Genomic DNA, 12030 nt, shown 5'->3' on the forward strand with positions numbered 1-12030 from the left:
CGGAGATGCTCGCACAACGGGAGAGAACCGCGGCCCAGTGAAGAGGTGCTGAACATGGATTGAGCCACTGCGCGACAGTGGGCACCCCGAAAGCAGAAGGCACTCTGCGCGATGAAGCACAACTACAGTTGGCACCATGGCTCACAAAGCCTATGACCGATTGGGTCGATTAATGATCATGCCAACTTTCCCCCAGTGATTCACATAAGCCCCGGTCAGTGGTACCTGGGTCTCAAAGCAGGCCAGTCACAAGCCCGAAGTCCATCAACTATCAGCAAAGGAGTTCACGATGAGTCAAACAAGCAAGCCCAACATCCTGATCATCTGGGGCGACGACGTCGGCATGTGGAACATCAGCGCCTACCACCGCGGGATGATGGGTGGCAGCACGCCGAACATCGACAGCATCGGCAGGGAGGGCCTGATCTTCATGGATCATTACGGCGAGGCCTCCTGCACCGCCGGACGCGCGGCCTTCATCACCGGGCAGTATCCGATCCGGGTGGGTCTGGCCACCGTGGGCCTGCCTGGAGCGGAACAGGGCCTCAGTAAGGCGGATCCAACGCTGGCCAGCCTGATCAAACCGCTCGGTTACACCACGGGACAGTTTGGCAAGAACCACCTCGGCGATCGCGATGAGCACCTGCCCACCGCCCACGGCTTCGATGAGTTCTTCGGGATCCTGTATCACCTCAATGCTGGGGAATACACAGAGCAGTATGACTTTCCGAAAGACCCCGAAGTCGCCAAGCAGTTCGCGCAGCGCGGCGTGATTCACTCCTGGGCGAATCCCGATGGCACCCAGAAGATTGAAGACAAAGGCCCGTTCGGGCAGCAGCGCCAGCGCACGTTGGATGCTGAGATCCTCGTCGAATCCAAGCGCTTCATCCACGAGGCGGTCGAGGCTGAGAAACCGTTCTTCGTCTGGCACAACACCACGCGGATGCACTACCGCACCAACCTGTCGCCCGAGTACGAGGGCAAGAGTGGCTATGGCCTCTATGCCGACGGCATGATGGAACTCGACGACACGGTCGGCGAACTCCTCAAGCAGCTCGACGACCTGGGCGTCGCGGACAATACGATCGTGATGTTCTCCACCGACAACGGCCCGGCCATGAACAGTTGGCCCGATGGCGGTAACACCCCATTCGGCGGTGAGAAAGGTGTCGGCGGTAAGGAAGGTGGCTTCCGCGTGCCGATGCTCGTGAAGTGGCCCGGCAGGATCCCCGCGGGCCAGACGACCGGTGAGTTCATGACCATGCAGGACTGGATTCCCACCCTGATGGCCGCTGTCGGTGAGCCGAATGTGAAGGAGAAACTCCTCACCAGTTACCAGGCGGGCAAGCAGACCTACACCCACATCCACCTCGATGGGTACGACCAGACCGAACTGATCACCGGTAAGGGCAAGTCCAAACGCAAGGAGTTCTACTACTTCACAGAGACCAAGCTGCACGGCATCCGCTTCGGTGACTGGAAGTTCCTGTTCGTCAAGCAGGACAAGTGGTTTAACGGCGTCCAGCAGAACATGCTGACGCCGCTCGTCACCAACCTGAAGCTTGATCCGTTCGAGCGCATGCATGAGGCACGCGGTTTCGACGAATGGCAGGAGAACCACGCCTGGACCTATGCGCCCGCCTTTGCTCAGGTCGGCGTACTGATCAAGTCGCTCAAGGACTATCCCCCGCGCATGGCGAGCCTGGACTTCAACATCGACGAAGCCATGAAGGCGCTCACGCCCAGGGGGGATTGAGAACGCTCCCTGTCGTTGGTGATTGAGCCAGCAGAACCGTTGCGTTAGCTGGCTCAATGACATAGATTAAAAAAATCAACCCGATCGATTCGGATGAAACAAATCACCCTGAAGGTCTTGAACCTCGCGGGCGTTGTGATGGCACTCGGCATAGTAGCCATCGCCCAGCCGGTTAGCGCGCAAAGTCCCGTTCCCAAGCAGAAGATTACGCACCAACGCGCCTCTGAAGCTGGCGTCAAGGTGACGCCGGAAACCTACATCCGCGCAGAAACCGATCGGCAGTTTGCCGAGATTGTAAAAATGGCTGGAGGCGTCAATCGCTTCTATCACTTCCGCACTCCCACGCCGCTCGACAAGCAGAACGTCGTGCGGATGAACCGCGATACGCTTTACTCCATGGGTATTGTCGATACCTCCAAGGGCGCAACGATTTCTGTCCCTGAACTGCCAAAAGGTCGCTATGCGTCAGTGTACCTCGTGGACAACGACCACTACACACCCTTCGTGATCTACACCGCGGGAACTCACGAACTACCGAAAGACACCAGATACCTGGGCGTCGGAGTACGCATCCAGGTGCTCAATCCGAAAGACCCGGACGAAATTGCCTTGATCAATAAGTTGCAGGATCAGTTCGTCATCAAGGCTGGCAACGCCGATCCACTGCCCACATTCAAGTGGGATCGCCCCTCTCTGAAGACCTTGACCGCGCAGTATGAAAAGGATTCAGCGCAGTACAGCAGTTGGAAGGGGATGCAGGGACCGCGCGGTAAGGTTGATGAAACGACCCGTCACATTGCGGCTGCGGCGGCCTGGGGGCTCTTCCCAGAATGGGACGCCACCTACCTGAACTACAGCGGCGGCCATGATCCAAAGGTTTGCCACACAGCCACCTACAAGGTGCCGGAGAACAAAGCCTTCTGGTCCATTTTGATTTACGGCAACGATGGCTTCATCAAGAGCGAGAACAGTCTGGTCAATTCCTCGAATGTGAAGCTCAATGCCGACGGCACGTTCACCGTGTCTTTCGGATCAAAGCAACTGTGTGGTGCCGTTCCGAACCGGCTGGATGTGACCGAAGGATGGAACTTCCTCATGCGTGTGTATCGTCCAGGGCCATCCGTCCTGGATGGAAGTTACAAGCTGCCTAAGGCAACGCCAATTCAATGAGCTGAGATGACAAACTCAACATTCGCTTCACCGTCTGATTTTGGAGTGACGGACACCGCTTACAAAGTCTCGGAGACCGATTTCAACATCAAACGAAGCCTTGTCAAGGCGGGCATCAACACCTGGGCGCACCAACGCGATGTCAGCAACGTCAAGACACAGCAGGTCATCCGGGAGAACCAGGATGTCCTCTATTCCAGCGCTGTGGTTGACGTGCGGAGCGGAGCGACCTTCTCCGTACCCACAAGCACTACCTATCACATCATCGAAGTCATCGATCAACAGAACTACATCGTCGGCGTGGTGTACCCCGGCGAAACATTCTCCATTACGCCCGACAATCTATCTTACGGCTACTACGTTTACCTCAACATGCGCATTCGAAAGCTTCCGGATACGCAAGGTGGACTCACTGCCACCCACCCACTTCAGGAGATGGCAGCCATCGAGGCAGCCTCAGCGATTCCCTATGTAACTCCTGACATTGTGATCGATCAGCCACAGATGGAGGCGATCCGCATGGCCCTGATCAAGGACGTTCAGGCTGGAAAGCTGCCTGATACCAGCAGGGCTCAAGGCGGGGTGACGGATACCGAACCGCAGGCGCATCTTTACGCCACCGCCTACGGATGGGGTGGTCTCTCGGTGGAACATGCCGCCTACGCTCCGATCGCGAATCGTACGGAGATCAAGGAGGGCAAGGCTGCGCCATCGAGCATCACATTCACGCCGCCGGAAATCGATGCTGAGCGAGGCGGTTTCTGGTCGATCACCACGTACAACAGTGAGGGCTGGCTGGCCAGGGACAAAGCCGCCATTTCGAATTCTGAGGCCATCCCTAACCCAGACGGTTCTTTCACGATTCGGTTCAATTCTACGGGCAGCCCGAACAACGTCGAGACACCTTCACCCTTTACCGCTCTGCTTCGAATTTACGTCCCCAGGTCAAAGGAGATTGCGATTCAATATCTAAACGACGAGGCCAAGAACTTGTTAATCAAGTAGTTCCACTCTCGTCAACGAGGCCGAACTGACCAAGCGCGACACCGGCGGCCCCAGGGACACGCCGTCAGGGCCACACAGGCTGGCGTGGTTGATGGGGCCAAGGGACCCCCTCCCAGGCGGTGCGGTGGCGCCATGGGTGCTGAGCCAACTTTCCAGCCCTCTGCCTGCAGCGCCAACACAGCGACAGAACAGGCGTTCTGAATCTCCCTCGATGCGTGTCCATGGGCACCAGCTCCCGTGACACCACCTGGCGCGGCGGGTCATACAGCCTTTGAGGCGCCCAACCTGCTGCGGGCAGCTCAAGAGCATGAAAACAACCACTGTGAGCGACTCTGCCCCTCCATCCATTGATCAGCCATCCATTGATCTGCCAGCGATGGGGGGACGCCTGGGCTGTGCTCAACGTGCCACGGAGTTCTTGGGCAACGCGAGCCATCGCCCCTGGTTTCTGCATCGCCGTTGGGCGCCCCACACGGGACGCCCCTTGCATGGCCTTAACAAAGCGCCCCAGAGAAGCTCCCAGGGAGATCAGACTCCCCACTGCCGCCCTCTCTTCGCTCGCCCATGGGCCTTGCTGGAGACGCCGGCGCTGGAGCGGACCGCCAGGCGGAGCCAGCCGACGGTCCCGCGCAGGCCAGCGCTGACGACAGCACGGGGAGGAGCGCTGTGGTGCCAACACGCATCAGGGCCCGATCGAGGCGCAGCGATCTCCGAGCGGAAGCCCATGGGCCCATCGTGGAACCATGGTCATCCTTGAAGTGTCCGCATGGAAGCCTCAGCAGCGGAGAACGTCGCCGACTACCCCCGGCCTCCGGCCCTGCGCGTCAGCCACTCCCATGTCCTGGTCCGAGCCCTCGGTGAGCTGCTCTGCGAGACCCACCAGTCGTTGCAGGTGCTCGAAACCTTCCATCCACCCACCTACTACCTGCCGCCGGAGGCGATCGCGCGGCATTGGCTTGAGCCGGCGCCCGGCCGCAGCTTCTGTGAGTGGAAGGGTGTGGCCCAGTACTTCGATCTGGTGGTGGGGACACGACGGATCGAGCGGGCCCTCTGGCACTACCCCGAGCCGAGCGCGGCCTTCGCGGCCCTGGCGGGCTGGTTTTCCCTCTATCCAGCCCAAATGGACGGCTGCTGGGTGGACGGTGAGCTGGTGCGCCCCCAGCAAGGGGGCTTCTATGGCGGCTGGATCACCAGCACCGTCAGCGGCCCCTTCAAAGGTGATCCCCTCCACCCGGAACTGGTCTGAACGACCACGCTTCACCGATGAGCCGCCATCAGCCCAGGCGCTGGCAGCTGGGGGACCAGTGGGCCAAGCCCCCGGTGGGTCTGTTGAACCCATCCAATCGATCGACGTCCCCTGCGTTCGCCAGCCACTGGGCATCTGAACCATCGGGGTGGGCTCGGCCCTGGGGTCAGCACCGCGGGAGGAACCGGGGTGTCAAGCGCCAACCGCAGGATTGGATCGATCCCGCCCTGTAAAGGCGATCATCGATCGCTGCAGATACAATCGATTGGATCCACTGTTGCCGCTCACTTGCAGACATTTGTGGGACCACTCCGCAGGGCCTTGATCTATGGCCTGATCAGCTATGTGGGACTTGTTCTGATCAACAACTCAGAGCTGGAACTCCGCAACATGTGGATAGCCTATCTGCCGATGTTCGTCGGTGTCTATGTGGTGACGCAGTGGCTGGACAGGAGGTTCGGAAGCTGAGGGCCAGGCAGCCATGCCACCTCACCGCAAGGCCGACGCCTGCGCCTGGGTGGTCACGTTTGTGAGTTGGTCCAACCCACCAGCACCGCCACGGCGGCATCCGATTCGTGACGCCCCACCAGCGTCAGCGTGGCCAGGCCGACGAGATCTGTCTCCGCCGGGCCCCTGCCGACGAGCTAGCTCGCCAGCGCTACCCCCGTCGTTGGACACGATGGTCCCGCTGGCGCTGTCAGGCCGAGGTGATCTGGTTCAATCCACCACGTCCTGTCATTGACGCCGAACCAGGCTCGTAGGCCATGGTCCCCTGATGAACAACAGGGGCATCAACGTCTTTGGCAGGGGGGGCAGGATGGGCAGGGCCTCAACTACAGAGCTGTGACACCGCTTTGGGCTGTGTAGTTTCGCTTGCCCAGGTCCCATTGCTTCCGGTAAGCCTGCGGCTGGGGCCTGGAAGGTTCAAGCTCGGCCTGGGCAGGAAGCTTCTCCTCCTTGGGAGCTGCCTTCGGCGAGAGACGGGCGTTTTGTTTCTCCAGCTGGAACAGCTGTTTGGCTTCTTCGACCTGCATCCCTTCCTGCGGCTGACGTCAGCGGTGGAGGGTCGGGTCGGTCGGCTTGGATCGCGCCGATGGCCCAGCAGCCATCGGCGACGCCCTTGCCCTGGGCGATCTGCTGCTTGGCTGTTTCGTTTCCTGGTGCATCCCAGGCCCAGCCGGGCTGGATGGGCGGGGTCCACGTCACTCCGATGACGCTTCCGCTCCCCTGGGGACCCCTGATCGCTGCCCACGACATCGGGGCAACCCAAGGTCCAGAGAGACCTTGCATCGAGTCGCCCATCCCGGCTGAGCATCGGCGCAACGGCGATGGGCAGATGGAACGGCAGTAGCCGATTCGCCCTGGCCTCGCCTGTGACGACCATGGAACATGGCACCGAACCCCTGGCTCAAGGGGCCTGGGTGCCCCGCTCAGACCAGGTTTCTACGCCTGGGATTCAAGAGCGCCACCAACGGCAGTCCTGCCAGACAGAGCACCCCCATCAGCGACCACAGGCCCACTGCGTGGCCCTGGCTGTCCAGCAGTTGACCGGCCAGGAGTGGCGCCAGGAAGGCACTGAGGGCGAAGCATTGTGAGAACAGGGCCATCGCCAGCCCTTGGTGCTCCGGTGGGGTGAGCTCCACCACAGCTTCGGTGGCGGTGGGCAGAAACGCCGCCTCCCCCAGGGCCAGGGGCAGCTGCGCCAGCAGAAGCACGGCGCCACTGGCCAGTCCCAGAGCGGAAAGCGCCAGCAGGGCATTGCCCAGGGCAAAACAAACCAAGCTGAGTCCCAGGCCGAAGCGCACCGGCCGGTCCGCCAAGGTGCGCCCCACCGGCCACTGGAGCGCCAGCAGCAGAATCAGTTGCAGCCCGATCAGCAGGCTGCCCAGCTGCTCGCCCATCGCCGGACGGCCCAGTCCGCCCCGGAGCAGGTCGAGGGGGAGGGCGCTCTGCAGCAGGGCCGGCATTGCCGTGGCCAGCACCGTTACCCCCAGCATGGGCAGCAGTGGTGTCCACCAGCGCTTCGCCCCAGCGATGCCTGCGGCAGCGGCCCGGGGTGGGGCCAGGGGCAGGGGGCGCAGGCCCAGCACCGCGATCAGCACCACCATGCAGATGATGTCGACCAGGTAGATGCCGCGCAGCTGGCCGAGCTGCGCGAGCAGCGCCCCCAGCAGTGCCCCGGTGGCGATCCCGGCGGCATCGGCGCTCCGGGCCAGGGCATACCCCCGGCTGGAGGGGAACGAGCCGCAACACTGCGCCACGGCCAGCTCGATTGCGGGCCAGTAGAGCCCCATCGCCATCCCCAGCAGCAGCTGGCCGCGCAGGTAGCCGCCGAAGCCATCCGCCAGCACCAGCTGGGTGTCGGCCAAGAGCGAGAACAGGGCTGCGAGCTGCACCGGCACGGAGCCCTTGAGCCCCCGATCCAGCAGCCAGCCGCTCAGGAAGCGCCCCACGGTGCCGGCCAGGGCCGCTGCGGCCAGGCCGCGGCCCACACCGGTGGCCGAGACGTGCAACGCATGGAACACCATCGGCGTCAGGTAGAGCACCCCGCCCGCCCCCACGCTCGCGATCATTCGGATCAGAGCGACTTCGCGCAGCGGCACGGGAAACTGGCACCACCAGGCCCTGGCCCTGGATTCCGCACGAGGCTGTGTCAAACCGCTCCCGCTGGTTGTCGATGCTGCTCAGCAGTCTGCTGCTGGGGGGCGCCCCCGCTGGGGCTGCCGAGCAGCTCGACGTGCACCTCGACGGGCTCATTCTGCCCTTGGACCTCCGTCAGCTGGAGGACTGGAGCCGTTCCCCCACCAGCCCCCAGGGGGACCTGGGGGTGTGGATGACGGCGCTTGATGCGGGAAGCCGCGAGGACTTGGCGCGGTTGCTGCGGGCGCCGCTGCTACGCGATCGCAGCCTTGGCCAGCAATTGCTTCAGAGCTGGGCAGGACGCCAGGTGGTGGCGGAAGTGGGGGAGCTGATCAGCGCCGAGGGCGGCGGCAGCGGCGAACTGCTGCTCTCCTCGTTGCGGGAGCTCCTGCGGCGACAGGCGCAGGTGAATGTGCTCGATCTCCTGCGGGCCGTGCCGGTGCAACGGCTGACGCTGCAGCTCGATGGCCTGATCAGTCTGGCGGACCGGTGGCGCCATCAGTTGCAGGAGCAGGGGCGGGCGATGGAACGGTTGCGGCAGTTGTCCCTGCCGCTGACGGTTTCGCCCGCCGAGGCGACCGCTGGCGGCCGGGTCGGTTCTGGGGACCTGGCGGATCGTCCCCCTGCCCCCGAGCGCCTGTCGTTGCCGGTGGCCCACCGGCCAGGTCCCCTCCCGTTGCTGCTTTGGCGCGCCCGGCCTGAGCGCCAGCGCCATTGGGTGTTGCTGATGCCCGGCCTGGGGGGCAGCGCTGAACAGTTGGACTGGCTGGGGGCCGAACTGGCGGCCAGGGGCTGGTCGGTGGTGGCCCTGGAGCACCCCGGCAGTGACGAAAAGGCCGTCAAAGAGTTGCTCGATGGCCGACGGCCCTTGCCGGGGGCAGAAACCCTGCCCGATCGGCTGGCGGATCTGGAGGCGGTGCTCGACGCTGAACGCAGCGGCCGGCTGCCCCGGCTTGGCGATTCGGTGGTGTTGATGGGCCATTCCCTTGGCGGACTCTCGGCACTGCTGGCGGCGGGGTTGCGCCCGGAACCGGGCCTGGGTCGCCGTTGCCAAAGGGCGCTTGATGCCATCCCTTTGATCAACCTTTCGCGGCTGTTGCAGTGTCAGCTGGAACAGGTCAACCTGCCCCCCGCCCGAACGAGCGTGCCGGTGGCTGGTGTGGTGGCCTTCAACGGTTTTGGCAGCCTGCTCTGGCCCCACAGGGGTCTGCAGCGCTTGAAGGTTCCTGTGCTGCTGCTGGGGGGCAGTCTCGATCTGGTCACACCACCGGTGACGGAGCAGCTGGATCTATTCCTGCCCGCCAACCACCCCCTCAGCCGTCTGGTGGTTGTCGATGGGGCCAGCCATTTCTCGCCCGTGCGTCTCCCCTCAAGGGAGCAGGCCCTGTTCAAGATCGGCGACGCCCTCGTAGGGGTGGAGCCCTTGCAGGCCCAGGCGCTGATGCTGCAGCTCACCACGGGTTTCCTCGCCGGACTTGATCAGGGCAGGGGCTTGCCCGCCCAGAAACTCCAACGGGAGCGTGTGACCGCCTACGTGCTCGATGCTGAGGCCGCCGAGCACTGGCGGCTGGGACCCTGAGGCTCAGAAGCGGATGCGTGGATCCAGCAGCGCCACGAGCACATCCACCGTCACGCTCACAAGCACCACCAGGGCCGCCACCACCACCACGATCCCTTGCACGAGGTTGTAGTCGCGCTGGCTGATCGCCTCCTGCAGCCGGAAGGCAATACCAGGCCAGGAGAAGGTGACCTCGATCAGCAGCGCCCCACCGATGAGCGAGGCCACGGTGATGCCGGTGATCGTGAGCACGGGCAGCAGGGCGTTGGGCAGGGCATGGCGCAGCACCACCTGCCGTTCGCCGATCCCCCGGCTGCGGGCCGCCTCCACATAGTCGGAGCGCAGGGCGCGGCGCAGATTCAGGCGCAGGGCGTTGTCAAAGATGCCGCTGAGCAGCAGACCGAGGGTGGCCGCCGGCAACACCAGGTGGCGCAGGCTGCCGAGCAGTTGTTGGCTGTTGCCCGCCAGCAGGCTGTCGAGCAGGTAGAAGCCCGTGCCGCCCGGGGGCATCAGGGTGGGAGGGAAGCGGCCGCCCACGGGAAACCACCCCAGACCGACCGCAAAGATCAGCTGGACCACCATCGCCGCCCAGAAGGGGGGTAGGGCGTAGGTGCCGATGCCATACAGCCGCCCGGCCAGGTCGAGCTTGCCTTCGGGCCTCGCGATGCCGCTGAACCCAGCCGCCAGCCCCAGGACCGCCGCGATCAGCAGCGCCACCACCCCCAGCTCCAGGCTGGCGGGCAAGCTCTGGCGAATCACCTCGGCCACAGGGGTCTGGTTCGTGAGTGATTCGCCCAGGTTTCCCCGCACCAGATCGTTGAGGAAATGGCCGTACTGCACCAACAAGGGCTGATCGAGACCGAGCTGCTGGCGCAGGGCGGCGCGGGCCGCCTCCGGGGCGCGGGTGCCCAGCAGGGCGTCGATGGGATCCCCCGGCGCCACCCGCAGCAGCAGGAACACCAGACTGGCGATCAACCACAGCATGATCGGCGCCAGGGCCAGGCGGGCACCCACGTAGCGCACGAGCTCCCGGCGGCGGCTCATGGCTTGGGGCCTCCCATTCGCTGTTGGCGCAGGCGGCTCAGCACCACTCGGCCGGAGCCATCGAAGGCGGGCTTGCTGATGGTCGGCCGGCTCCAGGCCCGTGGCGCCACGAGCCAGACCGGCAGGTAGGGCACCGCCGCGGCCGCCTCGGCCTGGATCGCATGGATCAGGGCCAGCCGCTCTGGCCCTGAGATCCCTTCGCTGCGCCGCAGATCGGCCTCCAGGCCGGGGCGGGTCCAGAAACTGCCGCTGGCGGCACTGGGCCCTTTGAGGCAGTGGTTGCCCTGGGCCTGGTCACAGCCCAGCAGGGGGGTCAGGTAGTTGCCGGCATCGGGGAAATCTCCCATCCAATCCAGCAGGATCAACGGGAAGGCCCCATCCCCCAGCTGGCGGTAGGCGGTGGTGGCCTCCATGCCTGTGATCTCCAGGCGGACGCAATCGCCCAGGTCCCGTTGCAGCTGGGCCTGCCAGGTGAGCGCGAAGAGGCGATCGGAGGGGACGTTGGAGCGAAAGGTGAGCGGCAGCTCAAGGGTGCGGCCGCGGCAGTAACCCGCCTGGCTGAAGAGCCGGCGGGCGGCGGCCGGGTCGTAATCGGGCCAGGCCCGGGGGCTGGAGCCTTTCAAGCTGGGCGGCACCAGGTCGCGCAGGGGGACGCGCAGCCCCCGGCTGACGCGTTCACTGATCAGGTGCCGGTCGAGGCTCAGGGCCACGGCCCGCCGCAGTGTGAGCCTGTTGAGGGGGGGCTGGTCGGTGAGCAGGCTGAGGTAGCCGATCTCCAGGGCTGGTCCCACCCCCTCGTTCAGTTGGCCCTGCGCAGCGGCCTGGTGCAGGGCCTGTTGCTGGTCCCCATCGAGGCTGGTGGAGAGCAGCACATCCACTTCACCGCTGCGCAGGGCCCCGTAAAGGGCGGTGGAGTTGGCAAGGCTGACTAAATCAAGGCCGCTGTTGGCGGGACGTTCGCTCCAGTAGCGATCAAACGGCTCCAGCCGCTGCTGCTGATCGTTGGCGCTGGTCAGTCGGTAGGGGCCGGTGCCGATGAAGCGGTCGTTGAGAAAGCGCTTGCCGTAGGCCCGATAGGCCGCAGGGGAGAGGGGGGTGAGGTTGACGGCGCTGAGCAGCTCCGGCAGGGCCGCGAACGGTCGTCTCAGTCGCAGTTCCAGTTCGTAGGGGCCGCTGGCGCGCACGGCGCTGAGCCGATCCCCCACCAGGTAGCTGAGCTTGCCGATCGCCATGAACCGCTGGAGCGTGAACACCATGGCGGCGGCATCGAAGCGGCTGCCGTCGTGGAAATGCACGCCCTGGCGGAGGGGCACCCAGGCGGTGAGTCGATCGGCACTCAGCCGGGGCAGGGCCGTGGCCAGCCGAGGCACGATCTGGCCCTGTTCATCGATCGCGTACAGGGGGTCACCCAGGGCGCTCAGCAGCTGCATGGCCCCGAAGCTGTAGGCCTGGGCCGGATCCACCGAGTCGATGCGGTTCTTGCTGGCTACCACCAGGCGGCCGGATTGACGCGGAATCTGGCAGGCGGCCAAGGGAAGGAGAAGCGCCCCGGTGAGGGCGATTTGGGCCAGCCTGTTCAGCGCGCGCAAGCCCGTAGGTTCAGCAGCCTGC

General features: G+C 64.4%; 9 protein-coding genes. 6 read left to right on the forward strand and 3 right to left on the reverse strand.

The features are described 5' to 3' along the window. Window positions 1-289: 289 nt before the first annotated feature. The 5 genes from KBY88_RS13060 (at window position 290) to KBY88_RS13080 (ending at window position 5645) form a co-directional block, all read left to right on the forward strand. Window positions 290-1756, forward strand: a complete 1467-nt coding sequence (locus tag KBY88_RS13060; RefSeq protein WP_254940374.1) for an arylsulfatase — start codon at window positions 290-292, stop codon at window positions 1754-1756. Window positions 1757-1849: 93 nt separating this feature from the next. Then, window positions 1850-2926, forward strand: a complete 1077-nt coding sequence (locus tag KBY88_RS13065) for a DUF1254 domain-containing protein (RefSeq protein WP_254940375.1) — start codon at window positions 1850-1852, stop codon at window positions 2924-2926. Between the two features lie 45 nt (window positions 2927-2971). After that, complete coding sequence (locus tag KBY88_RS13070) at window positions 2972-3931, forward strand: DUF1254 domain-containing protein (protein WP_254940376.1); 960 nt, start codon at window positions 2972-2974, stop codon at window positions 3929-3931. A 766-nt stretch (window positions 3932-4697) separates the two neighbouring features. Then, window positions 4698-5177, forward strand: coding sequence for a DUF427 domain-containing protein (locus tag KBY88_RS13075; RefSeq protein ID WP_254940377.1), 480 nt, complete (start codon window positions 4698-4700; stop codon window positions 5175-5177). A 321-nt stretch (window positions 5178-5498) separates the two neighbouring features. Further along, window positions 5499-5645, forward strand: coding sequence for a hypothetical protein (locus tag KBY88_RS13080; protein ID WP_396103152.1), 147 nt, complete (start codon window positions 5499-5501; stop codon window positions 5643-5645). 962 nt (window positions 5646-6607) lie between these two features. Here the strand turns inward: KBY88_RS13080 and KBY88_RS13085 are convergent. Continuing rightward, window positions 6608-7750, reverse strand: coding sequence for an MFS transporter (locus KBY88_RS13085; protein WP_254940379.1), 1143 nt, complete (start codon window positions 7748-7750; stop codon window positions 6608-6610). A gap of 104 nt (window positions 7751-7854) precedes the next feature. Here KBY88_RS13085 and KBY88_RS13090 point away from each other — a divergent pair, with 104 nt between their 5' ends. After that, on the forward strand, window positions 7855-9396 hold the full coding sequence (locus tag KBY88_RS13090) for an alpha/beta fold hydrolase (RefSeq protein WP_254940380.1): 1542 nt from the start codon (window positions 7855-7857) through the stop codon (window positions 9394-9396). A gap of 3 nt (window positions 9397-9399) precedes the next feature. Here the strand turns inward: KBY88_RS13090 and KBY88_RS13095 are convergent, their stop codons facing one another. Both KBY88_RS13095 and KBY88_RS13100 read right to left on the reverse strand, forming a co-directional pair. After that, a complete protein-coding gene (locus KBY88_RS13095) occupies window positions 9400-10419 on the reverse strand; it encodes an ABC transporter permease (protein WP_254940381.1) in 1020 nt (339 codons plus the stop codon). Then, window positions 10416-12008, reverse strand: a complete 1593-nt coding sequence (locus KBY88_RS13100) for an ABC transporter substrate-binding protein (protein WP_254940382.1) — start codon at window positions 12006-12008, stop codon at window positions 10416-10418. The genes KBY88_RS13095 and KBY88_RS13100 overlap by 4 nt, the downstream gene beginning before the upstream one ends. Window positions 12009-12030: the final 22 nt, after the last annotated feature.

Origin of the sequence: Cyanobium sp. Morenito 9A2, assembly GCF_024345575.1 — a bacterium.
Classification (GTDB): Bacteria; Cyanobacteriota; Cyanobacteriia; order PCC-6307; family Cyanobiaceae; genus ATX-6F1.

Bases quoted from the DNA above. Each gene is read 5' to 3' on its own strand.
- KBY88_RS13090 (WP_254940380.1), top strand. From the start codon at position 7,855: ATGCTGCTCAGCAGTCTGCTGCTGGGGGGCGCCCCCGCTGGGGCTGCC.
- KBY88_RS13085 (WP_254940379.1), bottom strand. From the start codon at position 7,750: ATGATCGCGAGCGTGGGGGCGGGCGGGGTGCTCTACCTGACGCCGATG.
- KBY88_RS13075 (WP_254940377.1), top strand. From the start codon at position 4,698: ATGGAAGCCTCAGCAGCGGAGAACGTCGCCGACTACCCCCGGCCTCCG.
- KBY88_RS13065 (WP_254940375.1), top strand. From the start codon at position 1,850: ATGAAACAAATCACCCTGAAGGTCTTGAACCTCGCGGGCGTTGTGATG.
- KBY88_RS13060 (WP_254940374.1), top strand. From the start codon at position 290: ATGAGTCAAACAAGCAAGCCCAACATCCTGATCATCTGGGGCGACGAC.
- KBY88_RS13095 (WP_254940381.1), bottom strand. From the start codon at position 10,419: ATGAGCCGCCGCCGGGAGCTCGTGCGCTACGTGGGTGCCCGCCTGGCC.